The 17,123-nt window shown below is 43.4% G+C and carries 16 protein-coding genes; 13 read left to right on the top strand and 3 right to left on the bottom strand.

From position 1 onward, the window contains the following. The 12 genes from OEV42_15210 to OEV42_15265 all read left to right on the top strand — a co-directional run bounded on the left by OEV42_15210 (window position 1) and on the right by OEV42_15265 (window position 15,170). Window positions 1-141 (top strand): hypothetical protein, encoded by a 141-nt coding sequence (locus OEV42_15210; GenBank protein MDH3975625.1) that lies wholly within the window; start codon window positions 1-3, stop codon window positions 139-141. 401 nt (window positions 142-542) lie between these two features. After that, window positions 543-1,268 (top strand): hypothetical protein, encoded by a 726-nt coding sequence (locus tag OEV42_15215; GenBank protein MDH3975626.1) that lies wholly within the window; start codon window positions 543-545, stop codon window positions 1,266-1,268. A gap of 53 nt (window positions 1,269-1,321) precedes the next feature. Continuing rightward, window positions 1,322-2,740 carry a LamG domain-containing protein gene (locus OEV42_15220; GenBank protein MDH3975627.1) on the top strand — a complete coding sequence of 473 codons (1,419 nt, stop codon included), beginning with the start codon at window positions 1,322-1,324 and terminating at the stop codon, window positions 2,738-2,740. A gap of 363 nt (window positions 2,741-3,103) precedes the next feature. Further along, on the top strand, window positions 3,104-6,082 hold the full coding sequence (locus OEV42_15225; protein MDH3975628.1) for a LamG domain-containing protein: 2,979 nt from the start codon (window positions 3,104-3,106) through the stop codon (window positions 6,080-6,082). 261 nt (window positions 6,083-6,343) lie between these two features. Then, window positions 6,344-6,709 carry a VOC family protein gene (locus OEV42_15230; GenBank protein ID MDH3975629.1) on the top strand — a complete coding sequence of 122 codons (366 nt, stop codon included), beginning with the start codon at window positions 6,344-6,346 and terminating at the stop codon, window positions 6,707-6,709. Between the two features lie 106 nt (window positions 6,710-6,815). After that, the gene (locus tag OEV42_15235) at window positions 6,816-7,838 is read left to right on the top strand and encodes an aspartate-semialdehyde dehydrogenase (GenBank protein ID MDH3975630.1); all 1,023 of its coding nucleotides are present in this window, start codon (window positions 6,816-6,818) and stop codon (window positions 7,836-7,838) included. Between the two features lie 464 nt (window positions 7,839-8,302). Beyond that, window positions 8,303-9,106 carry an energy-coupling factor transporter transmembrane protein EcfT gene (locus OEV42_15240; protein MDH3975631.1) on the top strand — a complete coding sequence of 268 codons (804 nt, stop codon included), beginning with the start codon at window positions 8,303-8,305 and terminating at the stop codon, window positions 9,104-9,106. Between the two features lie 132 nt (window positions 9,107-9,238). After that, a complete protein-coding gene (gene ilvB, locus OEV42_15245; protein ID MDH3975632.1) occupies window positions 9,239-10,927 on the top strand; it encodes a biosynthetic-type acetolactate synthase large subunit in 1,689 nt (562 codons plus the stop codon). Window positions 10,928-11,000: 73 nt separating this feature from the next. Beyond that, window positions 11,001-11,489 carry an acetolactate synthase small subunit gene (gene ilvN, locus OEV42_15250; protein MDH3975633.1) on the top strand — a complete coding sequence of 163 codons (489 nt, stop codon included), beginning with the start codon at window positions 11,001-11,003 and terminating at the stop codon, window positions 11,487-11,489. Window positions 11,490-11,560: 71 nt separating this feature from the next. Continuing rightward, complete coding sequence (locus tag OEV42_15255) at window positions 11,561-12,964, top strand: diguanylate cyclase (GenBank protein ID MDH3975634.1); 1,404 nt, start codon at window positions 11,561-11,563, stop codon at window positions 12,962-12,964. Between the two features lie 214 nt (window positions 12,965-13,178). Beyond that, the gene (gene hisS, locus OEV42_15260) at window positions 13,179-14,435 is read left to right on the top strand and encodes a histidine--tRNA ligase (GenBank protein MDH3975635.1); all 1,257 of its coding nucleotides are present in this window, start codon (window positions 13,179-13,181) and stop codon (window positions 14,433-14,435) included. Window positions 14,436-14,630: 195 nt separating this feature from the next. Then, window positions 14,631-15,170 (top strand): zinc-ribbon domain-containing protein, encoded by a 540-nt coding sequence (locus OEV42_15265; protein ID MDH3975636.1) that lies wholly within the window; start codon window positions 14,631-14,633, stop codon window positions 15,168-15,170. Window positions 15,171-15,262: 92 nt separating this feature from the next. On the opposite strand, the gene OEV42_15270 is transcribed toward OEV42_15265, so the two are convergent. Genes OEV42_15270 through OEV42_15280 form a run of 3 tightly spaced genes read right to left on the bottom strand, consistent with a single transcriptional unit; the run spans window position 15,263 to window position 16,435 of the window. Beyond that, window positions 15,263-15,778: a hypothetical protein gene (locus OEV42_15270; GenBank protein MDH3975637.1), complete on the bottom strand. Its 516-nt coding sequence runs from the start codon at window positions 15,776-15,778 to the stop codon at window positions 15,263-15,265. Between the two features lie 11 nt (window positions 15,779-15,789). Continuing rightward, on the bottom strand, window positions 15,790-16,014 hold the full coding sequence (locus tag OEV42_15275; protein MDH3975638.1) for a DUF2905 domain-containing protein: 225 nt from the start codon (window positions 16,012-16,014) through the stop codon (window positions 15,790-15,792). Between the two features lie 10 nt (window positions 16,015-16,024). Beyond that, window positions 16,025-16,435 (bottom strand): bacteriohemerythrin, encoded by a 411-nt coding sequence (locus OEV42_15280; GenBank protein MDH3975639.1) that lies wholly within the window; start codon window positions 16,433-16,435, stop codon window positions 16,025-16,027. A 334-nt stretch (window positions 16,436-16,769) separates the two neighbouring features. Here OEV42_15280 and OEV42_15285 point away from each other — a divergent pair. After that, the coding region (locus OEV42_15285; protein MDH3975640.1) for a response regulator at window positions 16,770-17,123 on the top strand (354 nt) is incomplete at its 3' end.

Raw genomic sequence — 17,123 nt, forward strand, 5'->3', positions numbered from 1 at the left:
ATGGATCTGAGAATATACCTTACGCTTACGATAATGCTGCTGCAAACGGTACTTGTGATTTTACAGATGAAGACGGCGCTCCTGTCACACCGGCGACGGCAACCTACAGGATTGATGATGTCAATTCGGATACGGAGATAAAGGGAGACACTCCCTTACCGGGTGGTTAAATATCACCTGTGAGAAAAGGAGACATTTCTGTCTATTGAATCCCTGTCGGGTACATTCCCTGCTGCTTGCCGCAGGGTGGTTGATTTTTTTTCAAAATCCCTGGTGGATGAATTTCTCGTGATTTGATTCAATAAAGCGGGAAGGCCGTATCTGCATTTATACCCGAGCTAATTGAAAAAGTACTGAATTATCGTAACTGTTAATCCGTTCCAGGGGCACCTATAAAAAAGATGAACAAACTTTTAACCTCATGGAGATTTAATTGAAAGAACTCCCCCACAAAAGAAGCTGGAACAGCATTTTTATTTTGAATACCAGGAAAGTGCGGGTGCTGGACATGAGATTATAAAACTCAGGAGGAGTGGATACTGATGGAAACGAGAAGAGTAAAATACGGCAGTAATGACAAGATTCGTTTTGCCTTATATACGCCTGATGGAAAGAACATTAGGACAGATGTCGTTTTTGCCGCTGGGGATGTGACTATCAGCAAGGACGGCGCTGCTGCGGCGAACGTGGCTGCTCTCCCTGTTTACGCCGCAAACGGTTTTGACATTGAGTGGATGCCTGCGGCGGGTGAACTTGACGCGAAAGAGATAACGCTTCGTATCAAAGACCAGGACGCTGCCGAGACCTGGCTTGAATGTGTAAAGCTTCTTCAAACGGAAGGGGATGCCAATGCCATGTTCACCTATGATGGGCAGCCTTCAGTGAACATACTTGGCGCGGCAGGTTCCGTTCAGCCCGGATATGCGGAAGAGGCAGGTACCTTCGATCTTTACCCCGGTGATGATATTTCCATTCCCTTTACCATTAACGGCGACATGACAGGCCATTCTCTTTACTTCTATATGAAGGAGTCCAGTAATGATTTAATCTTTGCTGTTGAGGACAAGGCCCTATCAAACTGGACGGCGACGGACGGTATTACAAGCGGAACCATAGATTTCGCAAGCGCTGAGACGGATAGCCTGATACCGGCAATTTATAATTGCGAGATCAAAAGTAAACATAATACCAACTTAAAGGTAGCCACGGTCTGGTCGGCAAAGGCAAGGCTTAAAAAACCGGTGGCAAAAAAGACGGATGTACCTTAATACACAGTAAATCATCTTCTGCTTTACTCTTAATATTTAGGAGAAATTATTTAATGGCACTGCAAGACGGGTTAGTCTCTGTATGGCATATGAATAATGATTGGCTTGATTCATATGGAAATAATGATGGTACATCTACAGGCGCTATTTTTGACCCTACCATAAAAAAATTAGGCACTCATTCCGGGCAGTTTGATGGCGTAGATGATCGAATTGCTATACCTGATGATCCTGGCTTATCTTTTGGAGATGGAACAAATGATTCATCTTTTAGTATATCTCTATGGATAAGGCATGATGGAACGATATTAAATAATATGGGATTAGTATCTCAGGACAGTCCTGCAGGAATCAGAGGATGGGGACTTTCTTTAATTCATATCAGTGGAAAGCATTACCCTTATTTTGCGCTATACGATAATTCTCCCACCAATAGAATAGTAAGACGAAGTATTGGAACAGAAGTTCCAATAGATACGTGGTGTCATTTGGTTGCCACTTATGATGGAAGTTCTTTATCTTCCGGTATGAAAATATATCTGGATACTTCCAGGGTAGACGATGATCATGATAATTCAGGAACATATGCTGCCATGCATGATCTTTCAGTCGATTTCTCTATCGGTTATGCAGTAACTGGAAGTTATTATTTTAAAGGTAATATTGATGAAGTTAATGTATGGAATAGAGAATTGTCCTCTGTTGAAGTTGCGGAACTATGGAATATTGGGGCGGGTATCGAGCTTACTGTGGATAGTAATATTCTGATTGGTAAGGTTGTATCCGCATGGTCAATGAATGAAATATCGGGTAGCAATGTAAGTGATAGCTTTGGAACTAATAATGGGATCGTAACGGGAACAACAATAAACTCGACAGACCCTAAAACAGGCATAGCTTGCAGATTTTTCGACGGTATAAATGATGATATCACAATAACAGGGTATAAAGGTATTCTTGGTACGAATCCGAGGGCTTTTTCTGCTTTTGTACGTTCTTCAGATACTAAAATCCAGCGAATTTTTGCTTATGGTGCAGATGTTTCGGCAGGTTTGATGACACTTAATGCCGAGAACAACAAGCTGTCTGTAAGAATATATAATGGCAATATAATCTATAATGCACCGGGATTAAATGATGGCAACTGGCATCATGTAGGTTTATCTTTACCAAGGAATGCAACCTTGAACGATGTTCAGATATACCTTGATGGCCAGGTATTAACAAGTGTCTCATCATCAAGTAATCCAACGACAACTATCAATACACAATCAGGTCAGGATTTCAAGATTGGTTTACATGATACAGATCTACCTTCCAGATGGCATGGTGATATTGATGCAACTCACTGGTTTAATGATGAATTAAGTTCTGCGGAATTTGCATTTCTTTATAGCAATGGAGCTGGAATTGAAATAAATGAGCTTCCAAATGACTTTACGGTCATAAACCTCAGACGGAGTGGATACTGACTCGGGGCTGAAGAAAAGGGGAGGTTCTGTTTATTGAATCCCTGGCGGGTGCATTCCCCCCGATCCGGGATAAAGTGGGAACGTTATCTCCGCGCTCATACCCACTGCTTGCGCCGAGACGGATAGCCTGATACCGGCAAGTTATAATTGCGAGATGAAAAGTAAGCATAATACCAACTTAAAGGTAACCACGGTCTGGTCGGCAAAGGCAAGGCTTAAAAAACCGGTGGCAAAAAAGACGGATTTGCCATAATAAAAAATCAAACTATCTATTTCTTATGATTTCGAGATTTACTCTTTTCCATCAAATAGAAAAGCGAGTGCACTTTCAAAGGGAAATGTTGTCAATAGAGGAACCGCATAATGTCTGAACTGGATAACCCCACAGGAATATACCATTTTAATTCTGATTTTAATGATGCCTCAGGATTTAACAGACATTTAGTTCATTCCGGAGTTACGATAGACAGCACTGCTCCCAGGTTAGGAACGGGATGCGCTCATTTTGATGGGATCGATGATAGCGCTGCATTACCGTCATATTTTGATTCTCTAAATGCACCTTTCTCCTTACTTGCATGGATAAATGTTGATGATCCAACATCTTCATTCCGGCAAGAAATAATTTGTGGAAGTCAAAATGATTTTGCATGGGGCATTCAAATGACAACGGGAGTATTATTTTTTACCAGGATTGGAGCGAACTACGTAGAAAGTAATACACCAATATCTCCAGGGTGGCATATGGTTGGCCTTACTTATGACGGCATTACTGCGAGATTTTATCTTGATGGCTTACCGGACGGAAACCCGGCCTATGCCGACCCAGGATTTGTAGCCTCTCGGAAAGCAGTAGGGGCCAGACCGGATACTTTAACTGACTGGTATGCTGGATTAATAGATGAATTAGTCATATATGACAGCGTTATATCTGACATTGGAATGGCTGATTATTACAATAGCGGGGCGGGAGTAGAGCTAGCTCCACCCCTATTAACAGATAAATTGGAGGCTATATACAACTTAAATAATAATTGGAATGATTCCAGCCCTAGTGGATATAACGGTACCCCAACAGGAGGCGCCAATTTTAATAGCAATGACAAAGTATTGGGTTCACATTCCGGATCATTCGACGGAGTAAATGATTATGTTACTTTTGGGAATGTATTAGATGTGGGAGATAATGATCTTTCCATATCTTGCTGGATTAAAACGACAGATGCAAGTTATTCTAATATTATTTCAAAGGGAAAGAGCGGTGATTATTCCTGGTTAATCAATATAAACCCGGCAACAGGTGGTAAACTACGTTTTGTTTTATTTCAACCCGATGCCAATACCTATTTGTACCCTGTTTCCACAACGGATATCAATGATGGAAACTGGCATCATATCCTTTGCATATTTGATCAGTCGGCAGAAACAGCGGCTATATATATTGACGGTATTTTGGAGGTGTTAGACAATTCACCGACAGGGACTTTTAATAAAACGTCAACAGCAAATTTTCGATTTGGCACAATGGATGATGGCTCCGGTCCTTATGGTGGATTATTGGATGAAGTAAATATATGGTCCAGAGCGTTAAGCGATGGAGGTGTTGCTGTTGGTCAAACTGCCGGTGGAGAAGTTGCTCAATTATATAATAGTGGTACAGGGATAGAGTTAGAGATTACTCTATATGATGGATTTGTGTCTCAGTGGAGATGGAATAATAGCGCAAAAGATGAGCTGGGTAATCACGATGCCACCATAACAGGTGCTGCATTTGATGATACGATAAAAAAACTGGGTTCACATTCCTTGAATTGTGACGGCGTCGATGATTATGCTTCCATTCCTGATCATCCGGATTTAAGAAACTCAGAGTTTTCTATTTCAGGGTGGATATATGTACCCTTTTTAGGTGCTGAAGGCTATATCTGGATGAAGCAGCTTGGATCGTCTCCACCCTATACAGGCTATACATTAGAGTTATATACAGATAACAGGTTTTATTTTCAGGCTGGAGATGGCGTTTCCTGGCCTGCCTATCAGCTTACATCAGCTCCAGTTACTTCTGCAGGTTGGTATTTTTTTGCACTCACTGTTTCTGAAAAAGAAATTAAAATATTCGTGAATGATATTGAGCCCCTATCAATAAGCGGCGGTTCCATTGTTCATAACACGATGGATGCCTGGATAGGAAGGAATCCTGATAATCAGGCTTTATATAAGCCTGCTCATGTTGATCAATTGACTTTTCATACTCGTGTGCTTTCGACTGCTGAAGTTTCAAGATTGTATAATAACGGCATTGGTACCGAGCTTTCCTCAGCGGGTTTAACGGATGGATTAATTTCATTATGGCATATGAATGGTGACTGGTCGGATTCTGTCGGTCCAAATAATGGAATTCCAGCGGGAGCGTCTTTTGATACGGTTAAAAAGCTGGGTTCTTATTCAGGGCAATGGGACGGAATAGATGATTACGTTAATTGTGGTAATGACAGCAGTTTAGGATTTACAAATGATTCTGAATTTACAATCTCCGCATGGGTATATCAAACAGGAGATGGCCCCGATGGAAATGGTGGAACTATTTGCGGCAGATATGATGCAGGTAAGGGCTATCTTTTTTACCACTTTACAGACTCAAGGGGATTATTTTTTCAATGTGACTCAGTGGGATTTATATCAAATTACCAAATACCGCTTTCAACATGGACTCATGTGATTTACAGAAGAGACGCTAATGATCATAAACTCTACGTTAATGGTGTTTTAAGGGCCGGTGAAACAAAGGGCGTTTTAAGTGATGGAAATACAAATTTTTATGTGGGAACTCATTCATCGGCGCTTACGCAGGAATGGAAGGGAAATATTGACGAGTTATCTATATGGGGGCGAGCCTTAACCGATGGAGACGCAGTCATTGGACAAACTGCAACTGGTGAGATTGCGGAACTCTGGAATAGTGGGGTAGGGACTGAACTTCTGGTTGCTGCTTTGAAAGCGGATTCCAGGGAAATAAAGGACCTGGGATTTACAAAGGAAATGTTTAGTGCCGTTGAGGAACTCCTTGACTTTGATACTTATTTGCAGGGCATCCTTGATGAAAATTTTAATGAAGTTAAAGAGAGACTCTCTATAGATGTTTACAACGATCCGGCCAGAATTGATGATATTAGACGGGTCGAGAAGTATCTGGCTGCAGCAGAACTCTGGGAAAGAAGAGCAAATCTTGTTTTATCCATGGCCCATTCCGATGGACCCACCGGGGAATTGGAGCAGGCAAGGGCAGAAGTTTATAAAGTGAGAGCCAGGGAAATTATAGACAGGCTGAACCCTCCTTCTTAAAAGATTCTCACTGAATAATATTGACATAGAGGGAGCTTCATTTATAATTAGTTTTCATCGGTCAAGGGTGCTTTTTCGCAATCTCTGCGTCAATCTTCGGCTTTGCTTGTGCGATGTACAGTAGTACAACTCGGCGAAACCCTTGATTCCCTTGACCTTGCAAAAAATCCCTCCTTTCCGAATTGAAAACAAAGTTTCATTTATTATAGTTTCTGGATGGACACTAATTAGCGCTCCAATAAATTTATGAAGGCCGACACAATGATTGATCATATAATTTTAAATGTTACCTATATTGACGAGGCGAAGGAATTTTACATGATGGCCCTGGCGCCCCTTGAATATGAAATGATTTGGGAGCAGCAGACCTGGGCCGCATTCGGCAGGGACGGTAAACCTTTCTTCCTTATTCAGCAGGGGCAAAAACCCAATCCGCCCCTTCATATCGCTTTTCGTGCCGATAAACGGGTCATGGTAGATAATTTTTATAGCGTTGCCATTGCTTCGGGAGGGAAAGATAACGGCAAACCGGGCATACGCGAAAAATACCATCCCAATTATTACGGCGCTTTTGTTTTTGATCCCGATGGTAACAACATTGAGGCTGTCTGCCACGATGCTGAGTAGAATTAGTCCTGAATTCTCCTTAATTGCCACGCTTAACGTTAGAATCCGTTGATTTTATAGCCATTTTCCTTTATTATAGCGTCATAAAATTGCAAGAGGTAATCACTTGAAAAAAGAAAACTATAACGTCGCCGTTGTGGGCGCTACCGGCCTTGTGGGACAGGAGATTCTGTCTATTCTGGAAGAGAGGAATTTCCCTGTCGGTGAGCTTAAATTGCTCGCTTCTGAGAGATCTGCCGGAACTGAGATGGAGTTTTGCGGAAAGCAATATAAGGTGGAGGTGCTGGCTGAAGATTCCTTTGAAGGGACCGATATCGGGCTTTTTTCACCCGGTGGCGCAATCAGCGCTAAATTTGCTCCTCTTGCAGTCGGGGCAGGCGCTGTCGTCATCGATAATACAAGTCATTTCAGAATGGACCCCCACATTCCTCTTGTTGTGCCCGAAGTCAATGCTGAAGAGATTGCCGACTATAAGAATAAGGGCATCATTGCTAATCCCAACTGCTCAACCATTCAGATGGTGGTGGCATTAAAACCGATTTACGATGAAGTGGGAATAGAGAGGATTGTTGTTTCAAGTTACCAGGCTGTATCGGGGGCCGGCAAGGAGGCCATTGATGAACTTCATGACCAGATTGTCGCCGTTATGAACCAGCAGCCGCTAAAGTGCGAAACATTTCCCTACCAGATTGCCTTCAACTGTATTCCCCAGATTGACTCTTTTCTCGATAACGGCTATACGAAGGAAGAGATGAAGTTGGTTAATGAGACCAGGAAAATCTTCGGTGATGATGATATCAGGGTGACAGCAACTACCGTCAGGGTACCCGTTTTCTTCAGTCATTCCGAATCGGTTAATATTCAGACAGAGGAAAAAATCAGCGTTGAAAGGGTTAAGGCGCTTTTGCAGAATGCGCCCGGCGTGCAGCTTGTCGATAATCCATCGGCTCTCCACTATCCGCTGGCCATCGATTCCGCCGGTAATGATGAAGTTTTTGTGGGCAGGATCAGGGAAGATGAATCGGAAGAAAACGGCCTTAATCTCTGGGTCGTTTCAGACAACGTGAGAAAGGGCGCTGCCCTGAATGCCGTGCAGATAGCGGAAGAGCTTATTGAAAAATACATTTAATCCTGAATAAACCACAGAGTGTCCGGGAAGGGCTAAAGGCTTTTCACCGCAAAGGCGCAAAGAAGATCAAAAGAAAATATTTACCACAGAGACACAGAGGGCACGGAGAAGAGCAAAATCTTTTTTTGTGGCCGCTGCGCGGGAAGGACTAAAGGATTAGGCATAAAATATCACTTGAACCACAGAGGAAGAGAGAAAGGCACTGGAGTTCACCATCCAGATGAATACCAAAGGCCCGCAAATCTTTGATTTGTTTGATTTAACTTTGTGTTCTCTATGTCTCTGTGGTTAAAGAGCCTTTTTTGATTTTACCGGTGCCTGGAGAAGGTATTGGAAAAAACTGAGGTTTGAATGGTTTTTTCAGGATAATAATTCTTTGCAAGCTCTGCGCCTTTGCGTCTATTGGGCACATTTTATGGCAAAGTGATAACAGATAGTAACGTTAATCCGGTAATCTGCAGACGGTGAGAATTCTACAGGACATTACATTAGGCCAGTATTTTCCGGGAAATTCCTTTCTCCACCGGCTCGATCCCAGAAGCAAGCTCATTTCCCTCATCCTTCTTATGGTTACCATTTTTACCACTGACAGCCTTTTTCCCCTTGTCATGACGGCCTGTTTGCTTCTTCTGCTCGGTAAGCTGGCTTCCTTTTCCATTCCTTTTCTCTTAAGGGGAGTGGGGCTTTTCTTCTGGCTCTTTGTCTTTACTTCACTTTTTCATCTTTTTTTTACGCCCGGTGATTCCATCTATCCCTTTCCCCTTTTTGGCCTAGATGTTACCAGTCAGGGGCTTTCCAGAGGGGCCGTCGTCTTTACACAGCTCTTTATGGTTATCTTTACAGCCAATATTTTTACACTGACAACGGAGCCGATGGATCTCGCCCGGGGGCTTGAAAAGATATTTAAACCGCTCAAAAAGATTGGCGTCAAGACGGAAGAAATATCGCTCATGATAAGCCTTGTTATCAGGTTTATTCCCATATTAAAAAGAGAATCATTAAAAATTTACTATGCCCAGAGGGGCAGGGGGATGGATTTTGCGCGCCTTCCTCTCATGAAGAGAGGCAAGAACCTCATTGCCATCATAGGACCTCTTTTTACCAATATTTTTTCAAGAAGTGACACTATCGTTCTGGCCATGGTATCGAGAGGCTTTGGCCGGGGTGAAAAAGTCGGCATGTTAAGAGAACTCTCTTTTAAGGGTCGTGATCTCGGAAGTGTGGCTGCCGTCATACTTTTTTCCTTTATAATGGCTCTCAAATATTGACAGTCATTGAAATAGCTGTTACATTCTAACTTTGCAATATTTAATGGATTGTCCTTACCACTTGCCCTCGGGGAAGAATAAAAAAAGGATAATTGTTTCGGCAGGCTTCGAAATAGAAACGGGGAGGTTTTTGTGAAAAAAACTGGAGCACAGATATTACTTGAGTCACTGCGGCTGGAAGGGGTTGAAACCATTTTCGGTTATCCCGGAGGCGCGGTGCTTGATGTATATAATGAACTTTTTAACTTTCCTCTCAAGCATATCCTGGTACGGCATGAGCAGGCGGCTGTCCACGGTGCTGACGGTTATGCCAGGGCAACGGGAAGGCCCGGTGTGGCGCTTGTTACTTCAGGGCCCGGCGCGACTAACACGGTAACAGGTATTGCCACGGCCTATATGGATTCCATTCCCCTTGTCGTTTTTTCAGGCCAGGTTCCCTCCGCCCTTATCGGAAACGATGCTTTTCAGGAGGCTGACATTGTGGGTATCACGAGACCCTGCACAAAGCACAACTATCTTGTAAAAAATGTAAACGACCTTGCCGGAATTATAAAGGAAGCATTCTATATTGCCACAAGCGGAAGGCCGGGACCGGTACTGGTCGATATTCCCAAGGACGTTTTACAGGCGTCAGCTGTTTTTCACTACCCTGAAGAGATCAGTATGCGCAGTTATAAGCCCACCTATGAAGGTCACATAGGGCAGGTCATAAAGGCCGTAAAGCTCATGATGAAGGCCAAAAAGCCGGTTGTTTATGCCGGTGGAGGTGTTGTGCTTTCTGAAGCGGCAGAGGAATTGACGGAACTTTCCCGTATGCTGAACCTTCCCACGACGACGACGCTCATGGGGCTCGGCGGATTTCCCGAAGATGATCCTCTCTCCATGGGAATGCTCGGCATGCATGGAACCTACCGGGCCAATATGGCCGTTACCCACTGTGACCTCCTCATTGCCGTCGGATCGAGATTCGATGACAGGGTAACGGGTAAGCTGGACACCTTCGCCACCCATGCCAGGATCATTCATATCGATATTGATCCCACATCGATAAGTAAAAATGTCAAGGTAGATGTTCCCATAGTGGGTGATGTAAAAGATGTTTTAAGAAAGATCATCAATCATGCCCATGAAGAAGATGTGGAAGGATTCAAAAAGGCGATTGAACCCTGGAACAGTGAGATCCAGTCCTGGAAGGCGACTTATCCATTGGCCTACAAACAGGGGAAAAATCATATCAAGCCCCAGTATGTTGTAGAAAAAATATCTGAACTGGCCGGCGAAGATGCCATTATCAGCACTGAGGTCGGACAGAATCAAATGTGGACGGCCCAGTATTACAAATTCAGGAAGCCCAGGACCTTTCTTACTTCAGGCGGTCTGGGTACCATGGGATACGGTTTTCCTGCGGCCATAGGCGCTGCCGTTGCTTTTCCCGACAGGCATGTTATCGATATTGCCGGTGACGGAAGCATCCAGATGAATATACAGGAACTGGCCACCGTTGTTCAGTATCGCATTCCCGTCAAGATCGCTATTTTGAACAATCATTTTCTCGGAATGGTAAGGCAGTGGCAGGAGCTTTTTTACGACAAAAGATATTCAAATACCTGCATGCAGGTACAGCCGGACTTTGTTAAGCTTGCCGAGGCTTATGGCGCAAAGGGATTGAGAGCCAATAAGAAAGAGGACGTAGAAATGGTTGTCAGGGAAGCGCTGGCTACAGAGGGTCCCGTCATTATGGAGTTTATCGTAGCGCCTGAAGAGGATGTTTATCCAATGGTTCCCGCAGGCGCGCCGATTAGTGAAATGCTTTTAGTATAAAGAATGTCCCCTTGTGGGGCACTGAAAATAGCGCCCCTCAAGGGGATACTGTTTATATAGCTTAGGAGGAACTATGCGTCATATAATCTCTGTGCTTGTTGAAAACGAGTTCGGAGTACTTAGCCGGGTCTCAGGGCTCTTCAGCGGAAGAGGATTTAATATCGAGAGCCTTTGTGTTGCTGAAACAACGGATTCGCAGATATCGAGGATGACAATTGTAACCAGTGGTAATGAAAAGATTATCGAGCAGATAGAGAAGCAGCTTAACAAGCTTATCAACGTTATCAAAGTCGTCGATCATTCGGGCAGTGAATCTGTCGAAAGAGAGCTTGTGCTTATAAAAGTGGCTGCCGAACCGGATACGAGGGCCGAAATATCTCGAATAGTTGACATTTTCAGAGGGAAAGTCATCGATGTATCGCCAAGAACTTACACGGTCGAAATTACGGGCAGTGAAGGAAAGATCAGCGCTCTTATAGAGATGCTTAAACCGATGGGAATAAAAGAGATTGCCAGGACAGGAAAAATTGCCATGGGCAGGGGGGGGAAGATCTTTAAATAATCTTTCCTCAGCCACCCTTAATGAATAGTGTAAATGAAGTTCCTATTTTAAGAGCATTTTATTATTAATAAATGTCCCCGGGTAGAATACTCATAGTTGATGACGATGCTTTTTTCAGAAATCTTTATGCCGAGATTCTGGAATCTGACGGATATAATGTCGTCAAGGCTGCTTCAGGGAAAGAGGCCGTTACCTATCTAAACTCCCATGAAGTAGATCTCGTCATTACAGACCTTATCATGCCTGAAATTGATGGTCAGGAAGTGCTGGAAAGGACAAAGCAGCACAATGCGCTTACCGATGTAATCGTCATCACAGGACATGGCACCATAGAATCGGCCATTGCCGCCCTTAAAAGCGGCGCCTTTGATTATCTCAGAAAACCGGTCAATAATGATGAACTGCTGCTTACGGTACGACGCTGTATTGAGCAGAAAAGGATTATGGAGGAGAACCAGGGGCTGAAAAGGTCGCTAAAACTCCTTGAAGTTAGCAGAACAATCAGCTCGTGCCTTGAGAGGGACAAGCTCTACGAACATACCCTTGATGCCGTTATACAGGAAATTACCTGCCAGGCAGGTTTGTCGCTTTTTAGAGATAAAAACACGGATTTTGAGAGCCTGAATCTGAAGGCCGTAAGGCATATGGGGAATGAAAAGGGAGAGATGATTTGCGCTCTTTTTAATAAGTGGCTTAAAAGTCATGAAGGTGCAGAGGAAGCCATTCTCCCCTATGATGTAAAAGAACTGGCTGGAAAGGACCAGGGCTTTTTGAGTCATTTTAAGTCTTTTCTCGTTGTTCCCGTAAAAATACAGGGAACCGTTTCGGGATTCCTCATTGTATTTAGTAAAATAGGGAAGGAACATTACAACAGGGATGACATAGAGAATGCAACCTTTATTGCCGAGCAATCTTCCCTTTCTTTTGAGAACGTTGAAAAGTATGTCAGCGCCCAGGAAATGGCCTATGTCGATAGTCTGACAGACCTTTATAACACAAGGTTTCTTGAAATAGCCCTGGAAAGAGAGGTTAAAAGATCGAGCCGGTCGACTATTCCCTTTTCCGTCCTTTTTATGGACCTTGATTACTTCAAGAAGGTTAACGACGTTCATGGTCACCTTGTGGGGAGCAAACTCCTTATTGAAGTGGGAGAACTGCTTATAGAATGCGTAAGGGAAATTGATACGGTTGTGCGTTATGGTGGTGATGAGTTCACTATTATTCTCGTTGATACGGACCATGAGATTGCCCAGAAAGTTGCCAACAGGATAAGAATGAACATAGAAAAGAAGCCTTTTTTGCAAAATGAAGGACTTTCCCTTCATGTAACGGCATCCATAGGTATTGCAACCTATCCGCGTCATGCCAGTGACAAGAAGGAACTGCTTGATATGGCTGACAAGGCCATGTATTGCGGTAAGAACAAGTCAAGAAATACGGTATACCTGGCTCCTCTTGTTTCCAGGGAGGAGTAGCGTTGCAATAACCTCTCTTTTGTTTCTCATTTCCAAAAGTAATTCATTGTTTCAGCGGTTCTTTAAGCTTTTTCCTCTCATGGAATCTGTTTTCAGTGATGCGAAAGAGGGAAGGTTAAAAAAATAGAGTAAGTGTCAAAAAGGGGTATTTTTCGCTATACTCATAAGCGTGCCGGTATAGATTTACCCTTTAAAATTGTTTAGGAGTTTTCAGTTGTCAAAGTACAGTTCAATCAGAGGTATAAACGATGTTCTCCCGGCGGAGACTGGCAAATGGCAGTATATCGAAGCGGCTGCGAAGAAGGTATTCCATAACTACGGTTATTCAGAGATCAAGGTTCCCATTCTTGAAAAGACCAATCTTTTTACCCGAAGTATCGGAGAAGATACGGATATTGTTGAAAAAGAGATGTATACTTTTCCCGACAGGAAGGGAGAACTTCTTTCCTTAAGGCCCGAGGGCACAGCTTCCGTCGTCAGGTCTTATGTGCAGCACAAAATGTATTCAACGTCATCATTGACCAGGCTCTACTACTTTGGTCCCATGTTCAGGTACGAGAGGCCACAGAAAGGGCGGAGCAGGCAGTTTTACCAGCTCGGAGCAGAGGCTATCGGCATATCCGGTCCGGCCATCGATGCAGAGATCATATCCATGCTGTTTACCTTTTTTAAGGCGCTTGGTATTGATGGACTGAAACTCAACCTCAATTCAATCGGTTGCAGGGACTGCAGACCCGGGTATAAGGAAAAGTTGCTTGACTTCATTGGTGACAGTGTAGAGAAATTATGCGAAAATTGCCGGAGGCGCTACAGGGAGAACCCCTTAAGGGTGCTTGACTGCAAGAGCAGCGCTTGCAGGGAGGAAACGAAGGCTGCCCCTTCTATTCTCGATCATCTTTGCGGCAGTTGCAGTAATGACTTTTCTAAATTGAAAGAGTACCTTGGAGTATTAAACCTGAGCTATAACATTAACCCCAGGATGGTGAGAGGGCTTGACTACTATACAAAGACGGCCTTCGAGATTACTTCGGCTAATCTCGGTTCCCAGGATGCCGTTGCTGCCGGAGGACGTTATGACCATCTTGTTGAAGAAGTGGGCGGACCAACCACTCCTGCCATCGGCTACGCCATCGGTATGGAGCGCCTTTCTCTCCTTCTTGATGATGATCTTAAACCCGGTAATGAACCGGACCTTTTCATTGCAACCCTGGGGAATGAAGCCTTTGACACGGCTTTTAGGGTTACTCATGAACTGAGAACTCATGGGATCCATGTTGAATACGATCATGAGGGAAAAAGCCTGAAGGCCCAGATGAGAAAGGCCGGTAATTGTGGCGCCGCTTATGTGCTGGTCCTCGGTGACGAGGAGATCAGGAGTGGACGGGCCATGCTTAAAAACATGAAAGACCATGAGCAGAGAGAGATTATCTGGGAAGATATTGTCAGTGAAATGAACAGGATAAGGCATTAAGGGAATCTTTCATAATTCCGGGTGCGCATATAAAGGAATCAAAAAAGCCGGGTTCAAGGCAAGGTTTCAGCCTTTAGCGGGTCTACAGGCAAAACTTTTAAGCAGAAGATGGCTTTTTTCATTCGTTAAATGGCGCTCATGAATTGTCGGAGCTTCCCTTGAGTCTCTAAAAAATAAGGAGGGGAAGGAGTAGATATGCTTATCGAATGTACTAATTGCCATAGCCGCTATCGTCTTGATGAGTCGAGGCTAAATGAGGGAGAGGCCCGTTTTAAGTGCAGCAAATGTGGTGAACTGGTTGTTGTTGGAAAGGCCGGTCAGGCTGCGCCCGGGGAAGATAAATCAATGAATGAAAAAAAACGCATTATTGTTGCCGATGATACGGCCTTTTTCAGGGCCATGCTTTCAGATATGCTCACTGAAGCGGGCTATGAGGTGATAACGGCCAATGATGGTGAAGAGGCTTTTACTAAAATCAAACATGAACTCCCTAATGTTGACCTTCTTCTTCTCGATATGCTTATGCCTAAAATGGATGGTTTTCAGCTTATTGAGCAACTCAGGAAGGGGGCTATGGGAAAGAACCTTCCCATTCTTGCCTTGAGTGGCGTATTCAAGAGTGAATCAGACAGGGAGCATATGAAGTCCCTTGGTGTTTCAGGGTATATTGATAAAGATACACCGCCGGAGCAGATTTTGAATAGAGTCAAGATGCTTCTTTCTCCCGAAGGCTAGTTTGAGTGGGTGTAAGCAGATTGCTTACCTTACTGGTGCATTAATAAAGGGCTTTCATTTTTCAGGCCAGGCGGGATTTTTACTGAAAAGCCTCAACTTTGAAGCAAAAATTCCTCTCTTTTTATGCGATGTTCCTCAATCGGATCGATGGTGTTATTGAGGTAATCCAGTTCTGCCTTGAATTCATGAGGCACGCCTTTAAGTGCTTCAAGTTTCTCTATTGAAGTATTAAGCCCCTCTATATGGTCAAGGATTGAAAGATCATATTCGTAGAGCCTTTCAATATCAGTCCTGGACATTTTTTCCATTCTTACCCTCATGTTGTCATTATATTTTCTGTCCCTGAATGATGAAGCCATCATTTTTAATCTAAGAGCTGTGCTTTCGATATGCCCTTCTGCCGGAAGCCTTCCTTCCAGAAAAAGATGTTTCCTGATCTCTTCCAGTGTTATTGCAAACTTCTCCAACTCAAGAGCTATATTGTATCTGAGAAGAATGTCGGAATCGATAATATAGTTCCTGTCCTGATAACCTGAAAAACCGGGAATAATATTTTTGATCGCTTTAAAAAGCTGCTCAATTTTTCCCGGCTCATTTTTATCAGTCATTGCGGACCTTCTTATTTCTTAAGTAAAAAGAGTATAAAAGATATGACGATGCTGATGATAAGGGATGTTGTAACAGGGAAATAAAAAGTAACGTTTTCTTTTTTAATGTAGATATCTCCCGGAAGTTTTCCCAGGTGAGAGCCCAGAAAAGGTATCTGGGGGAGAAGGAGAAAAAGGCCTCCCAGGGCAATGAGAATAATGCCGATTGTAATGAGTCCCTTTGCCAGCTGCTCCATTATTATCCTTTCAATAAATCCCTCTGCTGTTAAGGAAGATACCAAGTTCCTTGTCTTTTTTCAATACATGGTTTTTCAGCCAGTCTTTAAGCAGATCCAGGATTGGTCCTGAAACAGGAATACCGGCCTGGTGCTTTTGAAAAATCTCTACGAGCCCGGTGGTGTAATTATTATGCTCATCTTTATGGGGTTTTAATCCGTCATATCCGTTTTTCATCATCAGTTCTTCTTCAATAATGAAATGATCTTTTGCATAGTCAAAGAGCGCCTGCAGTACCTTTTCCTCAAAGGCAGGGTTTGTCTGTTTTTTTAATAAGGCATTATAGGTTTTATTGGCAAGCATTGTTAATTTCCTGTTCTGTTCATCAAGTATGCTTACATTGACTTTTAGATAGTCATTCCACTCAACAAAAAAAGACATTACAACTCTTCTCCATAGTCATGGCAGTAATTCCTGTTGTCCCCTTAGGAATTGCAATGATTAATTTTAAGGTGAATAATTCTTCTTTCACCCCAAGGGCGCTTGTCACTTTGTTCGGGCGTACCTGAAGTGACACATTACTGCAATTGCCTGAGCGGACAGCGCCGGGTAGCAATAAGATAAACAATCGATTCGCATATATCAAGCCTGTTTATAATTTTTATGAAGAAAACTAATTTGACGTTGATTTGTTGTCTTCCTGTGATATTATAATAGTTTGGGAGAAAATACTTTCATTTCCTGGGTTAGCTGCCGGGAGAGGTGGATTTGAATAATGAAAAAAATACTTATTGTAGACGATTCCAGCTTCTTTATCGAGATAGAAAAAGCTTTTTTGCAAAGAACGGACTGCATTATCCTTTCGGCTCATAACGGGCAGGAAGCCCTTGAAGTGGCACAGAAAGAGAAACCGGACCTGGTTCTTCTCGACCTGTACATGAAGGAGATGAAAGGTGATGAATGTTGCAGGCTCATCAAGGAAGATGAAGCTATTGCGCATATTCCGGTCATCATGGTTACCAGCGCCTCTCATCTCGGTGACAGATCAAGGGCCGTCGCCGCAGGTTGTGATGATTACCTTGCAAAGCCGGTAAGCAAGGCAGATCTGCTTAGAAAAGTAAAAAAATAC

The organism is Deltaproteobacteria bacterium, from assembly GCA_029860075.1.
Lineage (GTDB): Bacteria > Desulfobacterota > JADFVX01 > JADFVX01 > JADFVX01 > JAOUBX01.